Source organism: Moraxella sp. FZLJ2109 (assembly GCF_024296965.1).
GTDB lineage: Bacteria > Pseudomonadota > Gammaproteobacteria > Pseudomonadales > Moraxellaceae > Moraxella.
The window spans coordinates 1,530,897-1,554,127 of the sequence record NZ_CP101112.1 but is presented as its reverse complement, the minus strand read 5'-3'; the positions used below and the strand labels follow the sequence as shown (position 1 = coordinate 1,554,127).

21 protein-coding genes are annotated in these 23,231 nt (G+C 48.2%); 14 read left to right on the top strand and 7 right to left on the bottom strand.

What is annotated here, in order from left to right; translation table 11 throughout:
- Positions 1-95: 95 nt before the first annotated feature.
- Both recJ and ispH read right to left on the bottom strand, forming a co-directional pair.
- Complete coding sequence (recJ, locus tag NKU06_RS07550) at positions 96-1,841, bottom strand: single-stranded-DNA-specific exonuclease RecJ (protein WP_254729751.1); 1,746 nt, start codon at positions 1,839-1,841, stop codon at positions 96-98.
- 3 nt (positions 1,842-1,844) lie between these two features.
- Complete coding sequence (gene ispH, locus NKU06_RS07545) at positions 1,845-2,783, bottom strand: 4-hydroxy-3-methylbut-2-enyl diphosphate reductase (protein ID WP_254729749.1); 939 nt, start codon at positions 2,781-2,783, stop codon at positions 1,845-1,847.
- A 111-nt stretch (positions 2,784-2,894) separates the two neighbouring features.
- Here ispH and gmk point away from each other — a divergent pair, with 111 nt between their 5' ends.
- The 7 genes from gmk (at position 2,895) to NKU06_RS07510 (ending at position 10,402) form a co-directional block, all read left to right on the top strand.
- Positions 2,895-3,509, top strand: a complete 615-nt coding sequence (gene gmk, locus NKU06_RS07540; protein ID WP_253223126.1) for a guanylate kinase — start codon at positions 2,895-2,897, stop codon at positions 3,507-3,509.
- A 128-nt stretch (positions 3,510-3,637) separates the two neighbouring features.
- On the top strand, positions 3,638-3,907 hold the full coding sequence (gene rpoZ / locus NKU06_RS07535) for a DNA-directed RNA polymerase subunit omega (protein WP_253223125.1): 270 nt from the start codon (positions 3,638-3,640) through the stop codon (positions 3,905-3,907).
- Between the two features lie 262 nt (positions 3,908-4,169).
- Positions 4,170-6,368 (top strand): bifunctional (p)ppGpp synthetase/guanosine-3',5'-bis(diphosphate) 3'-pyrophosphohydrolase, encoded by a 2,199-nt coding sequence (locus NKU06_RS07530; protein WP_254729747.1) that lies wholly within the window; start codon positions 4,170-4,172, stop codon positions 6,366-6,368.
- A 91-nt stretch (positions 6,369-6,459) separates the two neighbouring features.
- Positions 6,460-6,636, top strand: a complete 177-nt coding sequence (locus NKU06_RS07525) for a hypothetical protein (RefSeq protein WP_254729744.1) — start codon at positions 6,460-6,462, stop codon at positions 6,634-6,636.
- 44 nt (positions 6,637-6,680) lie between these two features.
- Positions 6,681-7,061, top strand: coding sequence for a RidA family protein (locus NKU06_RS07520; RefSeq protein WP_253223122.1), 381 nt, complete (start codon positions 6,681-6,683; stop codon positions 7,059-7,061).
- A gap of 128 nt (positions 7,062-7,189) precedes the next feature.
- Positions 7,190-8,098, top strand: a complete 909-nt coding sequence (locus NKU06_RS07515) for a Dyp-type peroxidase (protein ID WP_254729742.1) — start codon at positions 7,190-7,192, stop codon at positions 8,096-8,098.
- Between the two features lie 18 nt (positions 8,099-8,116).
- Positions 8,117-10,402, top strand: a complete 2,286-nt coding sequence (locus NKU06_RS07510; protein ID WP_254729740.1) for a primosomal protein N' — start codon at positions 8,117-8,119, stop codon at positions 10,400-10,402.
- A gap of 299 nt (positions 10,403-10,701) precedes the next feature.
- On the opposite strand, the gene NKU06_RS07505 is transcribed toward NKU06_RS07510, so the two are convergent.
- Both NKU06_RS07505 and NKU06_RS07500 read right to left on the bottom strand, forming a co-directional pair.
- Positions 10,702-11,433 (bottom strand): TraX family protein, encoded by a 732-nt coding sequence (locus NKU06_RS07505; RefSeq protein WP_254729738.1) that lies wholly within the window; start codon positions 11,431-11,433, stop codon positions 10,702-10,704.
- A 3-nt stretch (positions 11,434-11,436) separates the two neighbouring features.
- Entirely contained in the window at positions 11,437-12,378 is a 942-nt protein-coding gene (locus NKU06_RS07500) for a DUF2628 domain-containing protein (protein ID WP_254729736.1), read from the bottom strand.
- A 182-nt stretch (positions 12,379-12,560) separates the two neighbouring features.
- Here NKU06_RS07500 and trmB point away from each other — a divergent pair, with 182 nt between their 5' ends.
- Positions 12,561-13,364 (top strand): tRNA (guanosine(46)-N7)-methyltransferase TrmB, encoded by an 804-nt coding sequence (trmB, locus tag NKU06_RS07495; RefSeq protein ID WP_253223116.1) that lies wholly within the window; start codon positions 12,561-12,563, stop codon positions 13,362-13,364.
- 16 nt (positions 13,365-13,380) lie between these two features.
- On the opposite strand, the gene NKU06_RS07490 is transcribed toward trmB, so the two are convergent.
- Positions 13,381-13,677, bottom strand: coding sequence for an antibiotic biosynthesis monooxygenase (locus NKU06_RS07490; protein WP_254729734.1), 297 nt, complete (start codon positions 13,675-13,677; stop codon positions 13,381-13,383).
- Between the two features lie 146 nt (positions 13,678-13,823).
- On the opposite strand from NKU06_RS07490, the gene thrS reads away from it, so the two are divergent.
- On the top strand, positions 13,824-15,767 hold the full coding sequence (thrS, locus tag NKU06_RS07485) for a threonine--tRNA ligase (RefSeq protein ID WP_254729733.1): 1,944 nt from the start codon (positions 13,824-13,826) through the stop codon (positions 15,765-15,767).
- A gap of 219 nt (positions 15,768-15,986) precedes the next feature.
- Entirely contained in the window at positions 15,987-16,484 is a 498-nt protein-coding gene (infC, locus tag NKU06_RS07480) for a translation initiation factor IF-3 (protein WP_199174105.1), read from the top strand.
- A 110-nt stretch (positions 16,485-16,594) separates the two neighbouring features.
- Here the strand turns inward: infC and rimI are convergent, their stop codons facing one another.
- Complete coding sequence (rimI, locus tag NKU06_RS07475) at positions 16,595-17,113, bottom strand: ribosomal protein S18-alanine N-acetyltransferase (protein ID WP_254729731.1); 519 nt, start codon at positions 17,111-17,113, stop codon at positions 16,595-16,597.
- Between the two features lie 199 nt (positions 17,114-17,312).
- Here rimI and rnr point away from each other — a divergent pair, with 199 nt between their 5' ends.
- Genes rnr through NKU06_RS07460 form a run of 3 tightly spaced genes read left to right on the top strand, consistent with a single transcriptional unit; the run spans position 17,313 to position 20,950 of the window.
- The gene (gene rnr, locus NKU06_RS07470; protein WP_254729729.1) at positions 17,313-19,616 is read left to right on the top strand and encodes a ribonuclease R; all 2,304 of its coding nucleotides are present in this window, start codon (positions 17,313-17,315) and stop codon (positions 19,614-19,616) included.
- A gap of 34 nt (positions 19,617-19,650) precedes the next feature.
- The gene (locus NKU06_RS07465) at positions 19,651-20,004 is read left to right on the top strand and encodes a hypothetical protein (protein ID WP_253223111.1); all 354 of its coding nucleotides are present in this window, start codon (positions 19,651-19,653) and stop codon (positions 20,002-20,004) included.
- 1 nt (position 20,005) lies between these two features.
- Positions 20,006-20,950 (top strand): polyprenyl synthetase family protein, encoded by a 945-nt coding sequence (locus NKU06_RS07460; RefSeq protein WP_253223110.1) that lies wholly within the window; start codon positions 20,006-20,008, stop codon positions 20,948-20,950.
- Positions 20,951-20,977: 27 nt separating this feature from the next.
- Here the strand turns inward: NKU06_RS07460 and mutY are convergent, their stop codons facing one another.
- Positions 20,978-22,171, bottom strand: coding sequence for an A/G-specific adenine glycosylase (gene mutY, locus NKU06_RS07455; RefSeq protein WP_253223109.1), 1,194 nt, complete (start codon positions 22,169-22,171; stop codon positions 20,978-20,980).
- A 72-nt stretch (positions 22,172-22,243) separates the two neighbouring features.
- Here mutY and NKU06_RS07450 point away from each other — a divergent pair, with 72 nt between their 5' ends.
- Complete coding sequence (locus tag NKU06_RS07450) at positions 22,244-23,224, top strand: DNA/RNA non-specific endonuclease (protein ID WP_254729727.1); 981 nt, start codon at positions 22,244-22,246, stop codon at positions 23,222-23,224.
- Positions 23,225-23,231: the final 7 nt, after the last annotated feature.

Below are 23,231 nucleotides of genomic sequence, written 5' to 3'. Positions count from 1 at the left end.
AATCCATCGAACCAAAACAAAAACCGCTCAATGTTTAATTGGTCGGTTTTTTTGATAAAATTTATTAAATAAAACAATAAAATTAGACTGATAAATCACCCCATCACCTGACACACCGCCAAGTCTTTGACGATCAGCTGCAGGCTTTGATTGCCCTGCCACTCGTTAATATCAAGGGTGTATAAAATATGCACGCCACTTGCGCGATAATCCCATACCGCAGGATTATAATTAAACCAAATCGCATCAATCGGATACTGCACGCCAGATAGCTTCAGGGTGAGCTTGAGATGTTTGTCTTTTAGCACGCGATGGTTCAGCACTTCAAATTCACCATCGAAGCTTGGTACAGCAAAGCCATTACCCCAGACGCTTAAATTCTTTAGAGTATCAACAAAATGCAAGCTAAACTCTTGTGGCAAAAGACTGCCATCGGTGAATTTTTCTTCACAAAACACCGACGCATCAAAGCCTACCATCTTATCTTCGAACGCTTTGGCAAATCGCTCAAAATTGCCTTTTTTGATCGTCAGCCCTGCCGCCATCGCATGACCACCAAAATGCTCAATCAGCGACGGCTCATCCACCGCCACCGCTTCGATAACATCGCGAATATGCACGCCTGCGATCGAACGCGCTGAGCCTTTGATCATATCATCATCACCCGTTTCGCTGACATCAGCAGGAGCAAAGATGATACTTGGACGGTACAGCTTTTCTTTTAGCCTGCCTGCGACGATACCGATCACACCTTGATGCCAGTTGTCTTGGTACAGCACGATGGATTTTGGGCTGTCATCAGCGCCAAGCTCAGGTAAGCTGTCGATGATTGCCACCGCTTCATCTTTCATCGCCATCTCGACACTGCGGCGCGAGTGGTTGAGTTTATTAAGCTCAATGGCAAGTCGATGCGCTTCACCCCAATCATCGGTAATCAAGCACTCCACGCCGATTCGCATATTGTCCATACGACCAGCGGCGTTGATGCGTGGCGCGATGGCAAAGCCAAAATCTTCACTGGTGATGCTCTGATACGCGCGCCCTGCCTGCTCCAAGATGGCATAGATGCCTGCGCACGCCTTACCCGCGCGAATCTGCATCAGTCCATGACTGACCAAGATACGATTATTGCGATCAAGCACACCCAGATCAGCAATCGTCCCCAGCGCGACCAGATCCAAAAACTGCGCGACATTTGCCGATGACTTGCCAAGTGCGCGGCGGTGCTTGGCAAGACGCCCCATGACATAAAACGCCACACCGACACCGACCAACCATTTGCTACCAAAGCTACAGCCCAGCTGATTGGGATTGACCACCGCATCGGCAGGCGGCGATGGCTTGGTTGTCAAATGATGATCGGTAATCACCACCCGTATGCCAAGCTTATGCGCCTGTGCCACCCCTTCATGGCTTGAGATGCCATTATCGACCGTGATGATCAGCTTTGGGTCATACTCTGCCGCGCCATAGCTGACGATCTCAGGCGTCAAGCCATAGCCGAATTTAAAACGATCAGGTACCAAGAACTCCACCTTCGCACCCATCTGCCGCAAGGCACGCAGCATCAGCGCGGTACTGGTCGCACCATCACAGTCAAAGTCCCCGATGATCAAAATTTGATCATGATGATCGATCGCCTGATCAATGATGGCAATCGCCTGGTCAATGCCCATCAAGCCATCAGCAGCGATCAGCTTACCGATCGCCATATCCAGCTCATCGACGCTCGCCACCTGCCGCGCCTGCAGCACGCGCGCAAGGCTTGGATAGCCCAACGCCTGCACAAGACTTGGCGAGACTTCATCGGTCATACGGGGCGTAAGTGTCAGCCGATTCATCTGTTAGCCTGCCTTTGTCAATGACTTTGGTAAGCTAAAAGTAACATTCTCTTCAATACCACTTAATTCTACAGGTGGCTCCGCACCCCAAGATTGTAAAGTCTCAAGCACTTCTTGGATCAGCACTTCAGGAGCAGATGCACCTGCCGTCACTCCAACATGACTGACGCCATCGAACCACGCGCGATCCATCTGTCCTGCGTTATCAATCAGATAAGCGCGCTTACCCATACGCTCAGCCAGCTCTCTTAGGCGATTTGAGTTGCTAGAATTGGGACTGCCCACCACAAGCACGACATCACACTCTTTGGAGAGTAGCTTGACCGCATCTTGGCGATTTTGGGTGGCATAGCAGATGTCATCTTTGCGCGGCGCATTGATGCTTGGGTATTTATTTTTCAAAGCATCAATCACCACAGCCGTATCGTCCATCGACAGCGTCGTCTGGGTGACGAATGCCAAATTTTCTTTATTCAAGTCAAGCTTTGCCACATCATCGGCATCTTCGACCAGATGAATGCGACCACCAAAACTGGTGTCAAATCGCCCCATCGTCCCTTCGACTTCAGGATGTCCTGCGTGCCCGATCAAAATCGCATCCATGCCTTCTTTGGCAAATTTCCCCACTTCGATATGTACCTTAGTCACCAGTGGACAAGTGGCGTCAAACACTGTCAAATCACGGCGCGCCGCTTCATCTTCGACCGCCTTGGACACGCCATGTGCCGAGAAAATCACGATCGCCCCATCAGGCACTTCGTCCAGCTCTTCGACAAACACTGCCCCACGACGCGCCAAATCTTCAACAACAAATTTATTATGCACCACTTCATGACGCACATAAATCGGCGGACTGAATCGACGCAAGGCTTCATTGACAATGGCGATGGCACGATCGACACCTGCACAAAAACCACGGGGATTGGCTAATAAAATTTTCATATTTTTCTCAATAATCTCTCATAATCAATCTGATCTATTTTAGCAAATTTCAGCCAATTTGTGCTAAAATATTGTTATTTGACAACCGAAGAAAATTACAGGAAAACCACCATGACTGGCAAATTATTCATCATCACCGCTGCATCAGGCACAGGCAAAACCAGCCTAGTCAAAGAGCTGCTTGCCAATACCGACAATCTCACCGTCAGCGTCTCGCACACCACGCGCAGCCCACGCCCAGGTGAAGAAAACGGCGTACATTATCATTTTGTTAATAAAGATGAATTTGAAACTTTGATCAGCCAATCTGCATTCTTAGAATACGCGCAAGTATTTGACAATTATTATGGCACATCCAAGCAAGCGGTGAGCGATCTGCTTACTAAAGGCATGGATGTGATTTTGGAGATCGATTGGCAAGGCGCGCTGCAAGTCAAAGAGCAATTTGGCGATGCGGTGATGATTTTTATTCTACCACCAAGCCGCGATGCCCTGCGCTCTCGTTTATCAAATCGCGGTCAAGACAGTGATGAAGTCATCGAAAAACGCTTGGCAGGCTCAATCACTGAAATGCGCCAATATGATAAATTCGATTATGTCGTCATCAATGATGATTTTGCCGATGCCTTGAGCGATTTACAAACCATCATCAAAAGCCATCGCCTAAGCCTAGCGGTACAAGCCACGCGCAATCAAGCTTTGATCGCGGATTTGTTGGCGGATTGATGGTTTTGGTCAATTGGGTAAAATCGGTAAAATTTTGGCAAATCACGCAAAAATCACTTAAAAAAGCACAAAAAGCTTGCTATAATAAGCGATTATCTGATTTTTCCCTTTTTAATTGAGAGTAAGCTATGGCACGAGTAACCATTGAAGATTGTCTTGTAAATGTTGATAATCGTTTTGAGCTGATTTTGGTGGCAAGTAAGCGTGCTCGCCAATTGGCAAACGGCAAAGTCGATCCGACCGTAACCGTCGATAACGACAAGCCAACCGTGCTTGCCCTACGCGAAATCGCCGCTGGCAATGTCAATCGCGACATCCTAGACGAGCCAGATGACGATTTGTTCGCCAAGCCACAAAATTACGAAATCACCCCAGAGTCATTGGGTAATCAGCTGTAATCAGCTCGAAGTACATTTATAAGCCATGCATTTTGATGTGTGGCTTTTTATTTTCGCGTGCTTTGATGCTGCATTTACACAACCAAAGACAAAATTCATCGTCAGATATTGACAATCGAGCCAATCGGTGTTTTATTATACATTCTGATTGTATTATTTGATGCCAATCAACTGATGGCATTTTGTAGTGTTTATAAGTCTGTAAACCAAAGCCGCACTGCGGTTATTTTTACCCACCAACCACCAAACCTTGAGAGCCATTATGTTAGACAGCTATCATCCACACGATATTCCGACACACTTAAGCCATCCGCTCGTGGACGATGCTCGTGACAGTTTGATGCGCGCTGTCGCCTATCTTAAGCCCAATGAACGCCAAGATGTGCTGCGCGCGTGTCATTTTGGCGATGTGGCGCACATCAAGGATAAACGCAAATCGGGCGAGCCTTATATCACGCACCCGATCGCGGTGGCGGAGATTTTGGCAGGGTTTCGCCTAGATCGCGACACCATCATCGCCGCCATCTTGCATGATACTGTCGAAGATACCGAAGTTACCGAAGAGCTTGTCACCGCTGAATTTGGTGAGACGGTGGCGCGTCTGGTCGATGGCGTGACTAAGCTAAAATCATCAGGCATGAGCAAGCAGCAAAGCCAAGCGGCGACTTTTCATAAGATTCTCACTGCGACACTCATCGATCCGCGTGTGCTGATCGTCAAGCTATCCGACCGCCTGCACAATATGTCCACGCTAGATGCGGTGAGTGAAGAGAAACAAAAACGCACCGCGCGTGAGACTTTGGATTTTTATGTGCCGTTCGCGCGCTTGATGGGTCTGAATAACATTGCTGATTATATTGAGCTATTGTGCTATCGCAACCTAAACCCTGTGATGTACAATAAATTTACCGACAAGCTGCTACAGCACGGACTTGGGCGTAATTTCCAAAAAACCGAAATCAGCACCTATTTGCAGCAGCTACTTGTTCATCTAAACTTACAAGGTCATGTACAAGTATTGGATAATCGCGCATCGATGTACCGTCAATTTTTCAAAAACCGCGGACAGATTAATCAACTCATTCGTCAATACGATTTCGATGTCGTGCTTGATACCATTGAAGCGTGTGATAAGCTTGCCAGTTATCTAATCCAAAAATATCAAATCGGCGATCGCAATATCCAAGATCATATCCGCAAACCCCTAGCAGGTGGCAATCAGTCATTGACGCTGATTTATGAGCGTGATTATAATCATATTAAAGTAACCCTAATGACTCGCCGTATGCAGGATGCAGCGCGCCTAGGTATCATCAGTAATGATCATAACGACATCAGCCAGTCGGTGATCCAAGCAAGTCTTCGCAATATGCAAGATCTTGCCAATACCGAAGCCATCGACGCTGCCAGCGATGACGATGCACACATCGCCATCATTGAAGAGCTGATCAGCTATCTGCACGAGCGCAAAATCGTCTGCTACAGCCCGCAAGGTCGCGCTTATGAGTTGCCGCGCGGCTCGACAGCGCTTGACTTTGCTTATGCTGTCGGTCCTGCGATTGGTAACATCGCCACGGGTGCCGACATCAATAATGAACATGGTAAACTGGGCTTGGTGCTTGCCGATGGCGATACCGTCAGCATTGATACAGATAAGAATGCCACACCACGCGCTGAATGGCTTGGCTTTGTCGCAACCAACAAAGCACGCAGTGAGATTTTAAAATTCCTAAAACACTTGCCCGAAGATCAAAAAATCCAATACGGCAAACAAGCACTGGATCGCGCCCTACAGACTTATGGCAAATCTATCAATGATCTTAGTGATACCGACTGGGCAGACATCCTGCAATGGCGCGGCATCAAGAGCAATGATGAGCTGTTCATGCAGATATCCACAGGGATTTTGTTGCCGCAGTTGGTCGTCTCGCGCCTATTTAGCGAAGAAGTCGATTATGCCGATGATAATGAAATCACCCAGACCAAGCATTTGCTTGCCGGTATTAAGGGCGTGGAAGTTGATTTTGCGCGCTGCTGCAATCCGATCTATGGTGATCACATCGTCGGACATCTATCGCGTCAAGGCTTGGTCGTGCACCGCCATAAGTGCTATTCGCTACAAAATGTCCGCGCCGAGAACCCATATCAGGTCATTCAGCTCAACTGGAAACCTGCCAGCGCCCTAGAAAAACAGCCTAACTCACTGCGCTTCCCTGCCATGCTGCGAATCTACGCGATGCTCAATGAAGAGCAGATCAGCCAAGTCATCTATGAGCTGCGCGCGATCAATATCGGCGTTGAGCACACTCATGTCAAGGCTGATGGTAAAGCGGATAAAAATGATAAAATCGGCACAACCACGCTGCACATCGTGGTGCGTTCGCGCTCACATCTCGCCGAAGGGATTGAGAAATTACGCCCACTGCTTGGCTATCCGAACATCATGCGCCTATATCAGTGATCACAAGTCGCAAAACTGCACAAAAGCACTTGAAATTACGCCCTGATTTGTTTTATTATAAAGGCAAACCCCACAAGCTAAGGAGGCTGCCATGTGTTGTAAAATTGATTTAAGTAACCAAAAAGACGCTGCGCATTTTCTTGGCAAAGTAGAGCCAACACTTTTGCCAAAAACTGCAGACAATGTTGCGCCGAACATTGAATACACAGGCACGGCGGTTAGCCTGTTCGATAAGCTGTGCGCTTATTTCCAGGCCAAAAAAGCTTAAGTAGAAGCTTAAAATAGCGCGCTTGCATTACTCTAGGATTTTATATGTCAAAACAAGTCATTCACACTGACGATGCACCTGCAGCTGTCGGTACTTATTCACAAGCCATCAAAGTTGGCAACACTGTCTATATCTCAGGTCAGCTAGGTCTTGATCCTAAGACAATGGAGTTAAAAGAAGGCTTTGAAGCACAAGCGCGCCAAGCGTTTGATAACCTTGCAGCCATCGCCAAAGCTGCTGGTGGCAGCCTGAACGACACGGTGAAATTCAATGTATCATTGACCGATTTGGCAGATTTTGCTCTGCTAAATACCGTCTTTGAAGAGCAACTATCAGCCCCTTATCCTGCGCGTGCAGCTGTGCAAGTAGCCGCTTTGCCAAAAGGTGGTGTGGTTGAGATTGAAGCGATTTTACACATCGCCTAATGCTCACCAAAGCTTAAGACATACAGCATAAGCTCTTGATTTTCAAGGGCTTATGTTTTTGGGTATTTGTTAAAAATTTGCTATAATAGATCAGTTATTTAAAATAATTAACCCCATAAGGATACTTCATGCCAACTCCCCAATCAGCCATCATTCCTGATCATTGCCGTGCCAGCATCGTCATGGAAGCAGCCATCACCGACAGCGATCTTGGCAAACTTGCCGCCGCTTGCCGTGCTGCTTTGACAAGCTTACAAGCACTGCAGGACAAATTTCCCAATGAACAATTGGGTCTAACCATCGGCTTTGGGGCGGATCTGTGGGCGAAGATTGCCAAAGATGGCGAAGGCAGTCAGCTTAAGCCATTTCGTCCTTTGGGCGGTGGTCTTGCCCCTGCCACACAAGCCGATTTGCTATTTCACATCCAGTCTTTGCGCCCTGATGTGAACTTTAAGCTTGGCAGTGAAGTGGTCGCGGCTTTTGCAGGTCTTGCCAGTATTGAGCGTGAGACGCACGGCTTTCGCTACATCGAAGATCGCGGCCTAGAAGGCTTCGTCGATGGCACAGAAAACCCACAAGGCGAAAACATCAATTCGGTCGCCGTCATCAATGATGGCGTGGATGCAGGCGGCAGCTATGTGATGGTGCAAAAATACCGCCACGATCTGCCAAAATGGGACAAGATGAGCATCAGCGAGCAAGAAGCGTGCATCGGCCGCTCTAAGACGGACAACATCGAATTTGATAAAGCTGATCGCTTGCCTGATTCACATTTAGGCCGCACCAATTTAAAAGAAGACGGCAAAACCCTTGAAATCGTCCGCCGCAGCCTGCCTTATGGCACGGTGACAGGTGAGCACGGCCTACTGTTCATCGCTTATGCTGCGCGCCTGTGGAATATCGAAGCGCAGCTGCTATCGATGTTTGGTGAGACTGATGGTAAGACTGACTTACTGCTTAAAAATGTCACCACCGCAGTGACAGGGGCGTATTATTTCGCACCATCGCTCGAGCGCTTATCGCAGCTAGATGCCTAAATCAGACGGCAATCCCCCATGACAAGCACTCATGACACGCTGATCCAAGTCACTTTGGCGGTACCTGTGGGGGATTTTTTTGATTATCTATGTCCAAAAAATTTCGCCCTACCTGCCATCGGTAGCCGCGTCATCGCACCCTTTGGCAGACGGCAGCTAATCGGCATCGTCACTGCACACATCGCACGACAAGACAGCCAAGTGCCTGCCGATAAGCTCAAAGCCATCAGTAATATCATCGATACCGCGCCCATCATCGGCGATAATCTGATTCGCTTGGCGCAGTGGCTTGGCAAGTATTATCATCATCCATTGGGTGATGTGTATAGTGTGATGCTGCCGACACTTATCAATCAAGGCAAGCCCATCAGCACGCCATCGACAGTCTATCGGATTGACCCAAGCACACCGATCGATACGCTACTGCAGCACTTGCCCAAAACTGCCAAAAAACAACGCCAACTATTAAGCGCACTTGCCCAGCATGATAACGGTTTGGACTTATCCGCACTCACCGCCATCGGCGCAAGCCGGCAGACGCTCAAAGCCTTAGTGGATAAAGGCTTAATCAGCCAAACCGAGCAAATCACCCCCACCACCATCCCGCCAAAAGCACAGCTCAAACAGTCGCATCTGCCCGCCAATGATGAGCAGCAGCACGCCATTGATGCGATTACTTCTGCTTGTGATCGCGGTCAGTATCAGGGGTTTTTGCTCGATGGTGTGACAGGCTCGGGCAAAACTGAAGTGTATCTGCAGGCGATGGCTCATGTGCTATCACAAGGCAAGCAGGTGCTGATTTTGGTGCCTGAGATTGGGCTTACCCCACAGACCAAATCACGCTTTGCTAATCGCTTCACCGCTGCCATTTGTGTGCTGCATTCTAATCTGAGTGACAGCGAACGCTTGGCAGGATGGCGTGCGTGTCAGACAGGCGCAGCGCAGATTATCATTGGCACACGCTCAAGCGTGCTATATCCTTTTGATCATCTGGGTCTGATCATCATCGATGAAGCACACGACAGCTCATATAAACAGCAAGACCACCTGCGCTATCACGCCTGCGATGTGGCGATGGTACGCGCGATGTTTGCCAAAATCCCTGTACTGCTTGGTACAGCCACCCCAAGCCTTGAGCATCTCAAGCTGGTTAATGATGCCAAGCTTAGTTTGTTAAAACTACATAATAGAGCAGGTAATGCCAACCAAGCCAAACTACGACTGATTGATATGCGACTGGGCAGCCAAGCCATCATGCACACCGATGGCAAGCTTAGCGATACCACATTTTCGCCCGAGACGGTGCGCGCGATGCGTGATACGCTTGCCAAAGGTGAGCAGGTGCTGGTCTTTATCAATCGCCGTGGCTATGCGCCGATTCTGATCTGTGCCGCCTGCGGTCATCAAGCCGACTGCCCAAACTGTGATGCACACCTAACTGTGCATAAGAACAATCTACAGCCGATGTACAGCACCCTGCGCTGCCATCACTGCGGCTACATCACACCACTGCCAAGCCACTGCCCTGAATGTAACAGCAGCAATCTTGATAGCGTCGGCACAGGAACGACACGCCTTGTTGAGCATTTGCACGCTTTATTTGCCAATCCACAGGTCAGCAGTACCGTTTATCCTATCTTGCAAATCGATCGCGACACCATGCGCAAAAAAGGCGCATGGGACGCCCTAGGCGCGCAGATTCACACCGACCGCCCTGCGATCTTGGTCGGCACGCAGATGATCGCCAAGGGGCATCATTTCCCCAATGTCACGCTTGTAGTCATTGCCAATGCGGATTTGGGCTTTTTATCGCCCGATTTTCGCTCGCCTGAGCATACCGCACAGCAGATCATCCAAGTGGCAGGTCGTGCTGGACGCGCGCAAAAACAAGGTCAAGTATTCATTCAGACCATGCAGCCACACAATCCGCTGCTTGTACATCTGGTGCGTGATGGCTATGGCAGCTTTGCCCAAGATCTGCTTAGCGAGCGTGCCAAATTGGGACTGCCGCCCTACAGCCATGCGGTGCTGATCCGCGCCGAAAGCACGCACTATGCGCGCGCCAAAGCTGCCATTAGCGATGCCAAAGCCTGCCTGCCAAATCCGCATCCTTTTGCCATCAATGGCCCGATTGATGCGCCGATGACCAAGAAGAACAACCGCTATCAAGTGCAGATGCTCATTCTTGCCAAAAACCGCAGCGAACTGCACGCCTGCCTAAGCACTTGGTGGCAGCAGGTGCAAAGCCTACCAAGCGTCAAAGCGGTAAAAATTAGTATTGATGTCGATCCGATAGGGTGGTGATATTATTAAATTATTATTACAATTAAAATGGTGGGAATTACCCATAGAAGACATTCGACAAATTGCTCCAACACTCTGTGCACAACCTGATATAGGCACGCTCACGATATTAATCGCACGCTATCGCTAACGGTATGAAAAACGGTATAAAATAAGCACAAAATAGAAGGTTTGCTTAACTACTAAATATCATGTTGTTTTGCGTAAAAACACTTAAAACGGTGAGAATTTGCATTTCTATCGACAGAAATTTTTTATTTATAATTATTTAATAATACTTAATACTTATAAATTAAACCCTAAAATCCCCACCACCGATCATAAATCCACACCATCGCCGCAATCACTGCCATATGCACAGGATAAAACACATAAAAGAAATAGCGACCGCCAAGCCGCCGCCCTTTTGTGCCATTATGTAGTAAAATTAACGGTATCACAAACAGCCAGCCTAGGTGCATAAAGCCTAAGCCTACCGTGGCGTTTACCCCATAAATCAGCAGATAAGCCACAGGCAGGCTCAAGGCAAAGACAGCAAGCATCCGCGCCTTATGCGCCATCAGCCGATCAAAGATACACGCCCACAGTATCATCGCTGCGCCATATTCTGCCAGCTCAGCGACAAAGCACAGAGCAATCACCACAAGCCATTTCGCCCACGATGCCATATTTTGTCGCCACACCATTAACACCGCCAAACTGACAGTCAGCGTAAATAGCACATTGCCCCACATGACATCACTGATGGCATCTACCGTGCCAATTTGGTACTGAAACCACATAAACACAGGCTGTGACATCACAGCAAAGCCAAATAGCCGTCCAAGATAGTGCATCACATCACGACTTTTGGCAAAACCCATTGCCAAAAAATACGCCATCATCGGTGCAACCATCCGCCCAATGATGTGCATCAGCTCGCCTGCAAAACTCTCGGTGGGGACGAATGCCCATGCCACATGGTCAATCACCATCGCCACAAGCATCATCAGCTTTAGGTGATAAGTCGTCAACGCATTTGCTTTGATCATCAACTAGCCCAAACAATGCTTTGGTGATTGTTTCTTGGATAAAGACGACTGGCATCGCCACAGTACAGTGCCGTCACTAGTTTTGTCGTGATAAATCGTCAGCGTCCGCCCATTTAGATAGCGAATCGGATAATACGCCCCTGTAATCCTTGCCACCACCGCACAGTCAGTGCGTATGCCAGCTGGTGCCTTAGTGATGTGAATCTCGGCTCGATGCGTGCTACTCGTGACTTGACGGTCGGTCGGACATTGCCCTGTGCTTGCCATCACCACATCGACCTGTTTGGCGATGGCACTGGCTTCGGTATAGACTTCATGCAGGACTTGTTGTTCTTGATACTTGGCATACATCGGCACAAACACCGTTGCAATCACCGACAACAAAATCCCAAAAATCACAAACGCCACCGACAAGCCCACCAAGCTCACTCCGCCTTCGTACTGTAGATGTGCCCGCTGTGCTTCGTCATCATCAGGGTACAGCTCTAGTGCATCAGCGATCTCACGCCGAGCCATGCGATAATAATACGCATCCGCCCATCTTGCCACCATGCCTGCCCAAAATAGCCACACCAAGAGCCCAATCCCCACACGAGCCATCACCTGCCAAGCATCAGGCAAATGCCCAATCAGCACAAACTCACTCACCGCCAAGATGATGGCAATATTCACCTTGATAAATGACCAACCAGCGACACAATACACCACACAGTCCAAGTAGCGTTTGCGATACAAAAGCCACCCAAAAGTCATAAAAAACGCCGCCCAATGCCAACGCGCGTGTAGCTTGCCCGCCCGATCAAATTCATCAAATCGCTTCAAATAATACGCCTGCGAGCGATGACCGATAAACCACTGATCAAGCTTGCGACGCTTGGCAGCACTGATGGTCGCCTGATAAAATGGCGGCGGCGTGGTATCTTCTAAAAACGGTAAACGAAACATAACTTGGCTTAACTTAATTTGGCTTGGATTGGATTGGCAAATTTGGCAAAAATAAAGATCAGAACAGACGCACGCAAAACAACAAAAGCCGATTGCATCGCAGACCAGTTTGTCCGCTTGTTCAAAATCACAAAACACATTATAATGACGGCTATTTTTAAGCTAACATTTTACGCCCTTTTATGACAAATTCAACCACCCAAGCAGACAGCCCTGTCATCGATACCGACGAAATCAGCACACGACTTGCCAAGCTTGCACAGACACCTGAGCAGTTTCGCAAAATCAATACCTTTATGAAACGCCGTACCCACATGAGCCAGCAGGTCGAGCAAGTGCTGGTGGGTGGTAGTCTTGGACATATTTATGTCAATAGCACAGGCGAGCTTGGTAAGCTTGGCGATGTCAGCCACATCACCGATTTGCGTGCGTTATTCGCCGATACGCCAAATGGCAGTGATGCGCCGCTTACCCTTGAGATCGGCTTTGGGATGGGTGATAGCCTGCTTGAGATGGCAAAAAACGCCCCACAGACCAACTTCATCGGCATCGAAGTGCATGAGCCAGGCATTGGCCGCTTAGCACTACTGGCAGATGAGATGGGCTTAACTAACCTTAAAGTTATCAACGGTGATGCCATCGCCCTACTGGACAATTTGCCTGATAATCATCTGGATACCGTGCAATTATATTTCCCTGATCCATGGCAAAAAAAGCGTCATTATAAACGCCGCTTCGTCACCCATGACCGCATGGACAAAGTCGTACGCGTACTGAATACAGGTGGCAAATTCCATGCAGCGACCGATTGGGAGCATTATGCCTTTTGGATGCTAGAAGTGCTTGACACCATGCCAACCTTGACCAATCCGCATGGCGTGGGGAATTTTGCACCTCGTCCTGACGATCGCCCATTGACCAAATTTGAACAGCGTGGCATCACCCATGGTCATGGCGTGTGGGATTTGATTTATATCAAAGCATAAACCAACAAGCGGTGGCTTAGAGCGTCACCGCCGTCTCAAAATACTCAACCGCTGGAAACGGCTCATAAAAATGATGCAGCAATGCTCGCCATTGCTCGTATTCAGCAGATTTTCTAAATCCATCTTGATGCGATGCGATATCCTGCCACACCACATGAAGTAAATAACGCCCCATGCCATCATGGTGACGGTATAAATTCAGACTGATAAATCCCGACATCTGACTGATGATGTGTTTGGCTTTATCAAAGGCTGCTTCAAATTCTGTTGTCTGACCTGACTTGACGGTCAAATACGCAAATTCGTTAATCATAACGCAACAAATCCCAGCTTGGTGATTTTTGCTTATTGTAGCAAAATTTGCTAAAATGGTCGGATTATTTTCTTTTTCCCAATCGGTAGCGGTTATATGTTTGAAAGTAGCAAACATCACTACCAACGCCAACACTAGGAGTTATTATGGTTGCAATCACCTTACCAGATGGCAGTGTTCGTCAATTTGACGGCCAAACCACCGTCATGCAAATCGCCCAAGATATCGGTCCAGGACTTGCCAAAGCCACCATCGCAGGTCGTGTCGATGGCAAATTGGTAGATGCTTGCGACCCGATTACCGCTGATGCCAGCGTATCAATCATCACTGCTAAAGATCAAGAAGGCGTTGAGATCATCCGCCACTCATGTGCTCACTTGCTTGGCCATGCGGTCAAACAGCTATACCCTGATGTCAAAATGGTCATCGGCCCTGTCATCGAAGACGGCTTTTATTATGACATCTACAGCCCACGCCCATTCACCCCCGAAGACATGAAAGCCATCGAAGAGCGTATGAAACAGCTCATCGACCAAGACTATGATGTCATCAAAAAAATAACTCCACGAGATGAAGTCATCGAAATCTTCAAATCTCGTGGCGAAGATTATAAACTACGCCTAATCGATGATATGCCTGATGAGACAGCGATGGGTCTGTATTATCACCAAGAATACATCGATATGTGCCGTGGCCCACACGTGCCAAATACTCGCTTTCTAAAAGCGTTCCAACTGACCAAAATGAGCGGTGCTTACTGGCGTGGCGATGCCAAAAACGAACAGCTACAGCGTATCTATGGCACGGCTTGGGCAGACAAAAAAGCGCTCAAAGCCTACATTCAGCGTATCGAAGAAGCCGAAAAGCGTGACCATCGCAAGATCGGTAAAGCGCTAGGTTTGTTCCATCTACAAGAGCAAGCCCCTGGCATGGTATTTTGGCATCCAAATGGCTGGACGATTTATCAAGTGCTTGAGCAGTATATGCGTAAAGTACAGCAGGACAATGGCTATCTTGAAATCAAAACCCCACAAATCGTCGATCGTAGCCTGTGGGAAAAATCAGGCCACTGGGAAAACTATGCCGAAAATATGTTTACCACCAGTTCTGAAAACCGTGATTATGCCATCAAGCCAATGAACTGCCCTTGCCATGTGCAAGTATTCAACCAAGGCTTGAAGTCTTACCGTGATTTGCCACTACGCTTGGCTGAATTTGGTTCATGCCATCGCAACGAGCCATCAGGTGCGCTACATGGCATCATGCGTGTGCGTGGCTTTACCCAAGACGATGCACATATTTTCTGTACGCACGCTCAGATTCGTGACGAAGCTCAAGCCTTTATTCAGCTGACCCTTGATGTCTATAAGGACTTTGGCTTTACCGACATCGTGATGAAGCTATCTACTCGCCCAGAAAAGCGTGTCGGCGCTGATCATCTGTGGGATGATGCCGAAAAAGCGTTGGCAGATGCACTAGATACCGCAGGTCTTGCTTGGGAACTACAAGAAGGCGAAGGTGCGTTTTATGGTCCGAAGATTGAATTTAGCCTAAAAGACTGCCTAGGTCGTATGTGGCAATGCGGCACACTACAGCTAGATTTCAACTTGCCAGAACGCCTAGATGCTGACTTTATCAACGAAAACGGTGACAAAGAGCGTCCTGTGATGCTACACCGTGCGATTCTAGGTTCGTTTGAACGCTTTATCGGTATCTTGATCGAAGAATACGCAGGTCTGATGCCGCCTTGGCTTGCACCTACTCAAGCAGTGGTGATGAACATCACCGACAAGCAAGCCGATGCCTGTGATGCTGTCGTCGCCAAGCTAAAAGCCGCTGGCCTGCGTGCGGTGAGCGATTTGCGTAACGAAAAAATCGGCTTTAAGATTCGTGAACGCACCCTTGAGCGTATTCCGTTTATGCTGGTGCTTGGCGATAAAGAAGTCGAAGAAGGCACAGTCAATGTGCGTACTCGTGAAGGTGCAAACCTAGGCAGCATGCCAGTGGATGCCTTTATCACACTACTGAATGACGCCGTCGCCCAAAAAGGCAATTATGTGGCAAAGACTGCTGAAAAAGCTGAAAAATAAGCCTTGATGAAATTTGCCCAATACCCCAAATATTGGGCAAATTTTTTTAAAAGTACATAAAACCATTTGACAAAAATTTAGCAAATGGTTAATAATAGACACTTTAATGCCAAAGTATTGGCAGACAGGTCAATGAGTGATTGCCAAGAGAGCATCAGCGATTGACAAAAGAGCAATTAGATTGGAGTAAGACCCATTAAACCGTCAAACCGTTTAAATATTAACGAAGAAATCCGTGCCAAAGAAGTCCGCCTAGTCAAAGAAGATGGCGAACAGCTTGGCGTGGTAGATATCCAAACCGCACTAAAAACCGCCGCTGATGATGGTCTAGACTTGGTAGAAATCGTTCCTGATGCCAAGCCACCTGTGTGTAAAGTGATGGATTATAAGCGCTATTTGTACGAACAAAAACAAAAAGCCAAAGAAGCCAAAAAGAACCAAAAACAAACCCAAGTGCGTGAAATCAAACTACGCCCAGGTACCGAAGAAGCCGACTATCAAGTCAAACTTCGTAAAATCGTTGAGTTTATCGAAGATAAAGACAAGGTGAAAGTCAGCATCCGTTTCCGTGGTCGTGAGATGGCTCACCAAGAAATCGGTAAAGCACAGCTTGAACGCATCATCGCCGATACTGCCGAGATTGCAAGCGTTGAGCAAGCGCCGAAAGTTGAAGGTCGTCAAATGGGTATGCTACTTGGTCCTGCCAAGAAAAAATAATCGCCCACGATTATCAGACACACTCTGTGGTGATTGCTAATGATTGGCAATCACCTTTTGCGCTTTGATTGATTTGACTATTTTACCAAGTATTCTTGGCACTTAGCCAATCATTCTGAATTGGCATGGCTTGGTGCAACTTGCTTTTGCATGATGATGGCATCATAGCGGCCTGTCGCGGTTTGGTAGTAGCCTTTTCGCACATCAATCTCTATAAAGCCCATTTTTTGATACAGGCTGATGGCAGGCGCATTGTCCGCTCGGACTTCTAGCAGTAGATTATCGCTGTGCCGATGTTGCATTTCATCCACGAGTGCTGTGATGAGTGATGCCGCCACCCCTTGCCTAGCATAGCTTGGATGCGTGCCGATACGATGGATTTCGGCAGTTTCAAAGACGATTTGATAAATGCAATAGCCCTTGATTATTTGGGTATCAGCCCCATCTGCAGCAAGCAACAGCCCTGCCCCAAACTGCCCAAGACTAGAACAAATCTCATCCATCCCCCACGCATCATCAGGCAATAAGACACGCTCAAGCTTGGCAACTTCATCCAGCCACCGAGTTTGGCAAGCCTGTTTATCAGCATCAACATTGCCCTTTGCCAAGTTTATAATCACAATCGACATTTTCACCCCATTCACCTACAACAAACCACAATAAACCAACACAACAACTTAGCAATCGCCGACAAACACCCACAAAACACAGCATCACGCTTGTGGATAAGTGCGATATCCTGCTGAATTTTATAGACCATAAAGCACAATTTTTCAAGCTTTATGTTACAATAGATAAAACACAGAAGAGAAATTTTTAAGGTAAATTATGACCAACAAAACAAAAAAAACCAAATGGAATGACCCAAACGCAGCGGTAGAAGCATCAAAATACCAAAACCCCATCCCATCACGCCTGCTGATTTTGCAGACGGTGGCAGACATCACCAATCAAGGCAATCCTGCCACCCAAGAGTCGCTTGCCATGCATTTTGGCATTTTGGACGATGAAGATAAGTTTTTTGCCCTGACCAATCGCCTAAAAGCCATGCTCAGAGATTCACAGCTTGAGCGTAGTGATGGCATTCATTTTAGTGTCGCCCCTTTGCCGACCATCTTGAGCGGTACAGTATCCGCCAATCCCAAGGGCTTTGGCTTTGTGGTATTGCCTGATATGCCCGACCTATTTTTGCACGAAAAACAAATGCGACTGGTCTTTGATGGCGATAGCATCGAAGTGGTCGCAAGTGAATATCGGGGCAAGGCAGAAGCACGCATCACCGCTGTCACGCACCGCCATCAGCTAGAGTTTATTGGTAAGCTTGCTTATGATGGCGAAGGGTTTTTTGTGCAGTTATCTGGTGCTAACGCCCATCAGCCCATCACCGTCAGCGATGACAATGTGATGGCGATGAATGCTGGTATCGGTGATGATGTCAAAGTTGCTATCATCGATTTGCCGACTTATCAAGAGTTCGCCACCGGCAAAATCACCGAACTACTGAGCAACCTGAATGATCGCGAATTAATCATCGAGACCACGCTGTATAATTATGGCATTCCGCATGAATTTAGCAAAGAGACGCTCAAACAGGCGGCAAGCTTCGATGAGCCATCTGACAAGGACTTTGCTGGCCGTGTCGATTTGCGTCATCTGCCACTGGTGACCATCGATGGTGAAGATTCTCGTGACTTTGACGATGCTGTCTATGCCGAAAAGCGTGCCGGTGGCAACTTCCGTGTCGTCGTCGCCATTGCTGATGTCAGCCATTATGTCACACCACGATCGGCACTCGATATCGATGCTTATGAGCGTGGTACTTCGGTATATTTCCCACATCGAGTCATTCCGATGCTACCAGAAGCCCTATCCAACGGCTTGTGTTCATTGAACCCAAAGGTTGACCGTCTGTGCATGGTCGCTGATATCAAGGTCTCTCGTGGCGGCAAGGTGACTGGCTACAAGTTCTACCCTGCGGTGATGCACTCACAGGCACGCTTGACTTATAATCAAGTCAATGCCTATTTTAATGACCCAACCAACGAAACCCTACCTGATGATTTGGTGCGTAATGGCGATGTGCTCAAATCGATTGACACACTGCATCAGCTGTACCAAATCCTAGATGCCCGCCGTGAAGAGCGCGGTGCGATGGCGTTTGAGACCGCTGAGACTTATATCAAATTTGGCAAAGATGGTGACATCGTCGATATTGTCGCTCGCACTCGTGGTGATGCACACAAGCTCATCGAAGAGATGATGCTACTTGCCAATACCTGTGCGGCAAATTTTGCGCTCAAGCACGAACTGCCTGTGCTGTATCGCAACCACGATAAGCCCAATGACGAAAAATCCGCTCGCCTGCACGAGTATGTCAAAAGCTTTGGCCTATCATTCCCAAGCGAGTCGCCAACGCATGAAGATTATCAGCGTATCATCAAAGCCACTGCCGACCGCCCTGATGCGGTGAGCATCCACAGTATGCTACTTCGCTCGATGATGCAGGCGAATTATAGCCCTGATAATATTGGTCATTTTGGTTTGGCGTATGATGAATATAGCCACTTCACCAGCCCAATCCGTCGCTATCCAGATTTGATGCTGCATCGTGCTATTAAGGACAAGGTCACCGCCCAAAAACCTGCCGATGCACTATACGGCTCGCTCGATGAAGCTGGCGAGCAAACCAGTCTCACCGAACGCCGTGCCGAAGAAGCCTCTCGTGATGTCGAGACCTGGCTAAAATGCCACTATATGCAGCGCCATATCGGTGATGAATTTACCGCAACTGTCGCCACGGTGACAAGCTTTGGGCTGTTTGTCACCCTTAATGAGCTGTTTATCGAAGGTTTGATTCACATCTCAGGACTAGGCAATGAGTACTTTGATTATGATGAGCGAGAACAAAAACTCATCGGCGATAAAGGCTCAAAATTCGGACTGGGTGACAGCCTACTGATCCAAGTGGCAGGTGTGAATATGGATTTATTGCAAATTGACTTTAAGCTGGTCGAACAGCTGAGCCAATTGGGCAGTGATGGCATTGCCAAAGCCATCGACAAACCCAAATCAACAGGCAAAGCAGGTAAATCAGGCAACTCGGGCAAAACCAAAAGCCGCCGCAAATCATAAATCGGCACAACACAAAGATTCATAAGGACATGAAATGGCAACTTCAAAGACCAAACCGCGCTATAACTTTTTAGAAGGCATCACCGATGTGCTGACCGCGTATATGCTCGCTGGCGTATTGCTCATCGTCATCGGTGGTGGCGGATTGTGGTTGCTGTTTGGCACGGCGATCATCTTGATCATACTTTTGACGCTAATGGTGAACTTCCCAAAGGGCAAATTTAAAATTTACGCTTTTGGTCTTGCGGTATATATCGCTCTTTTGATTCACACCGCAATCAAGACCGCCGACCAGCCGATTAATGAGCTGTTTGTACTCATGATTGTACTTGGCATGACCCAAGCGGTGCTGACTGTACGATATTATCAAAATAAACTTAAGAAATAAAATGACTCATCTCACCGAAACTTTGTGCAAAATTAACACACTAAACCAGCTACAATCATGGCAAAGTGCCGAACTTGAACGGGTGATGAATACCGTTTTTGATACGGTCAATCTGCCAGAACCACTCAATGCCGCTTGTCGCTATGCCATCCACAATGGCGGTAAGCGCGTGCGTCCTTTATTGACCGCAGCGACTTTTATCAGCCTTGCAAACCTTGAAAATACTGACTTACAGATGCAAGCACAAATGACCTTGCGTGCGATGCTAGCCGTGGAGATGATACATGGCTACTCACTTGTGCATGATGATTTGCCTTGTATGGATGATGATGAGCTGCGCCGCGGTAAGCCGACTTGCCATGTGGTCTATAGTGAAGGCACTGCCCTGCTTGCTGGTGATGCACTACAATCCATTGCTTTTGAATTATTAAGCATGGATTTACAGTCAATATTTGATACGCCATCTGATGATGACATCGGGCTGCAGCTACTTGGCACACTTGCCCCGCGCGCGCGCCGCATGGTCGCAGGACAGATGTTGGATATTGAAGGTGAGAATAAGACACTGACCCAAGCTGAACTAGAAGCCATTCACCGCGACAAGACAGGTGCACTCATTGAAGCATCTGTGCTGATGGGTGGCATCTGTGCTGATGCTGATGATGCAATGATGCTAAAGCTTGGTCAATACGCTCGCGCGGTGGGACTTGCCTTTCAGGTGCAGGATGATGTCCTTGATGTCATCGCTGATACCGAAACACTTGGCAAACCTGCTGGCAGCGATGAAAAATTGGAAAAATCCACTTATGTCAAGCTGCTGGGTGTCGATGGCGCAAAAGCTTATGCCGATCAGCTGTTTGACGATGCGCGCACGGCGGTAAACGGATTTGGCGAGCAGAATTTATTGGTACAAATTGTCGATTGGTTACAGGCGCGCTCGTTCTAATTTTATCAAATCCTACAGCTAGTCTTGCTACCCTTGTAGCAACTTTACCATTGCAGCAGGTTTGGCAAGCGTTTGGCTACCCACACACCACACAAACTCAGCATGGATGGCGCGTAATTTATCATCAATCTGCGCTGTGACAGCATCATCAATGCGTATTGATAAATGGTACAAATGCCAATGAAAATGCGTCAAAGTATGCTTGATGCGTTTGATTGGCTGTGTGATGATGGGCAGATCAAGCGTGGTCATCAGCTGAGATTCTGCCAAGGATTGTGCTACAGACTGCGTGCTGTCATTCGCTGAATTTTGCCATGCTTTTTCTAGCAGATTTTGTAGATTTTCTACAGACAACTCACCATCCCCGCCATAATCCAAAGCCATCATCGGCAAGCACCACAGCCCATCCCAAATGCCGCCGTCATTGTGCCGATGTAGCCACAGCGTGCGATCATTATGAATCAGTGAAATGACAAGACTGTGGCGATGCGGCTTGGCGGCAGCTTTTTTCTTAACAGGAAAATCGGTCTGTCGCCCCAGCTGCCGCGCTTGGCAGTCGCTTGCCACAGGGCAAATATCGCACTTTGGGCGTGTGCGCGTGCAGATGGTCGCGCCCAAATCCATCATCGCTTGGGCATATTTACCGCTGTCGGTTTGTGGCGTCAATAAGGTCGCAAGCTCCCACAATGCCTTGTCGGTCGCGCTTTTGGTGATGTCATCACCGATGGCACGATGGCGTGTCAGTACGCGTTTGACATTGCCATCACAGATCACGCCAAAGTCGCGCACACCCATCGCCACGATCGCCCCAGCGGTGGATCGTCCGACACCGCGCACCGCCTGCCACTCATCAAGCGTCTGCGGAAAGTGACCATTTTTATCAATAAAATCAGCAACTTGCTTTGCCCCTGCGTGCAGATTACGCGCGCGTGCATAATAGCCAAGCCCTGCCCACAGCGTCGCCACATCTTGCCAATCGGCTGCCGCCAATGCCTGTACAGTCGGAAATTTCTCCAAAAACCGCCCAAAATAACCAAGCACCGTCGCCACCTGCGTCTGCTGCAGCATGATCTCCGACAGCCACACCGCATAGATGTCAGCTTCAGGCTTGTGATGGTATTGCCATGGCAAATCATGGCGTCCAAACTGATGAAACCAAGTCAGTAGGCGCGGTGCAAAGCTGGCAGACAGCGCATCAGTGGATTTTTGGCTTGTGGTCATGGCGGATAACTGCTACAATCAAGGATTTAGCGAATCATTATACCGACAAGCCCCATAATTACAAGCTATACCATGTCCAAAGTTTTTCACAAATTTTATACCATCGCCCTAAGCACTGCTGTTTTACTTGCAGGCTGCAGCGTCAGCATTGAACAAACGCCGCCCACACCACCTGCCAAAACCGGCACGCCCACCATCAGCACGCCCAAAGTTATTGCTTATAATTTTGAAGATAAATTTAATAATTTCGCCCAATGTGATGGGCAGTTTTATCAGCGTACCGCGCCTGTCTTGGTCGGTGATAAAGGGCAAAAGCTGAATCAATCGCTGTATGCCCTATGCTTTGATGGCTTTGCTACGCTGTACTCTGGCGTGTCGCGTACGCCATTTTGGTCAGCATCACACCTAGACCGCAAGCGCGTAGTACAAGCGCGCAGCCTGACACGCGTGGATAATTTTCGCGCCGAAAAACGCCTTGCACCCAATCACCGTGCCGAGCTTGCTGACTATCGCCGCTCTGGATTTGACCGCGGACACATCGCACCCAATGGCGACATGGCGACCAATGATGAGCAGTACGCAAGCTTTAGCCTTGCTAACATTGTCCCACAAAACGGTGAGCATAACCGTAACCTGTGGCGACACATCGAAAATGCCACGCGCACACTAACCAGCAAATATAACGATGTCTATGTAGTCACGGGCGTGGCGTTCATTGGTACGACGAGTGAGCGCATCGGCGGACGCGTCTTAGTTCCGAGTCACTTTTTTAAGGCAATCTACATACCAAGCATCAATCAAGCTGGGGTGTATTTCTCTGCCAATAGTGCATCTGCCGACTATGAAGTCATCAGCTTATCTGAGCTGTCTGCCCGCACTGGCATTGATGCTATGCCAAATTTATCAAGCGATGTCAAGCATCACGCCTTTAATCTGCCTGCACCGATGACCCAAAAACAAGCCGATGCCATCATCCTAAACAATCGAGACACTTGGCTTGCCTTTGGTGGTGAACTTATCGATTATGCTGTGAATTTTTTAAGAAAATCTTAATGAGAAA

Bases quoted from the DNA above. Each gene is read 5' to 3' on its own strand.
- recJ (WP_254729751.1), bottom strand. From the start codon at position 1,841: ATGAATCGGCTGACACTTACGCCCCGTATGACCGATGAAGTCTCGCCA.
- ispH (WP_254729749.1), bottom strand. From the start codon at position 2,783: ATGAAAATTTTATTAGCCAATCCCCGTGGTTTTTGTGCAGGTGTCGAT.
- gmk (WP_253223126.1), top strand. From the start codon at position 2,895: ATGACTGGCAAATTATTCATCATCACCGCTGCATCAGGCACAGGCAAA.
- rpoZ (WP_253223125.1), top strand. From the start codon at position 3,638: ATGGCACGAGTAACCATTGAAGATTGTCTTGTAAATGTTGATAATCGT.
- NKU06_RS07530 (WP_254729747.1), top strand. From the start codon at position 4,170: ATGTTAGACAGCTATCATCCACACGATATTCCGACACACTTAAGCCAT.
- NKU06_RS07525 (WP_254729744.1), top strand. From the start codon at position 6,460: ATGTGTTGTAAAATTGATTTAAGTAACCAAAAAGACGCTGCGCATTTT.
- NKU06_RS07520 (WP_253223122.1), top strand. From the start codon at position 6,681: ATGTCAAAACAAGTCATTCACACTGACGATGCACCTGCAGCTGTCGGT.
- NKU06_RS07515 (WP_254729742.1), top strand. From the start codon at position 7,190: ATGCCAACTCCCCAATCAGCCATCATTCCTGATCATTGCCGTGCCAGC.
- NKU06_RS07510 (WP_254729740.1), top strand. From the start codon at position 8,117: ATGACAAGCACTCATGACACGCTGATCCAAGTCACTTTGGCGGTACCT.
- NKU06_RS07505 (WP_254729738.1), bottom strand. From the start codon at position 11,433: ATGATCAAAGCAAATGCGTTGACGACTTATCACCTAAAGCTGATGATG.
- NKU06_RS07500 (WP_254729736.1), bottom strand. From the start codon at position 12,378: ATGTTTCGTTTACCGTTTTTAGAAGATACCACGCCGCCGCCATTTTAT.
- trmB (WP_253223116.1), top strand. From the start codon at position 12,561: ATGACAAATTCAACCACCCAAGCAGACAGCCCTGTCATCGATACCGAC.
- NKU06_RS07490 (WP_254729734.1), bottom strand. From the start codon at position 13,677: ATGATTAACGAATTTGCGTATTTGACCGTCAAGTCAGGTCAGACAACA.
- thrS (WP_254729733.1), top strand. From the start codon at position 13,824: ATGGTTGCAATCACCTTACCAGATGGCAGTGTTCGTCAATTTGACGGC.
- rimI (WP_254729731.1), bottom strand. From the start codon at position 17,113: ATGTCGATTGTGATTATAAACTTGGCAAAGGGCAATGTTGATGCTGAT.
- rnr (WP_254729729.1), top strand. From the start codon at position 17,313: ATGACCAACAAAACAAAAAAAACCAAATGGAATGACCCAAACGCAGCG.
- NKU06_RS07465 (WP_253223111.1), top strand. From the start codon at position 19,651: ATGGCAACTTCAAAGACCAAACCGCGCTATAACTTTTTAGAAGGCATC.
- NKU06_RS07460 (WP_253223110.1), top strand. From the start codon at position 20,006: ATGACTCATCTCACCGAAACTTTGTGCAAAATTAACACACTAAACCAG.
- mutY (WP_253223109.1), bottom strand. From the start codon at position 22,171: ATGACCACAAGCCAAAAATCCACTGATGCGCTGTCTGCCAGCTTTGCA.
- NKU06_RS07450 (WP_254729727.1), top strand. From the start codon at position 22,244: ATGTCCAAAGTTTTTCACAAATTTTATACCATCGCCCTAAGCACTGCT.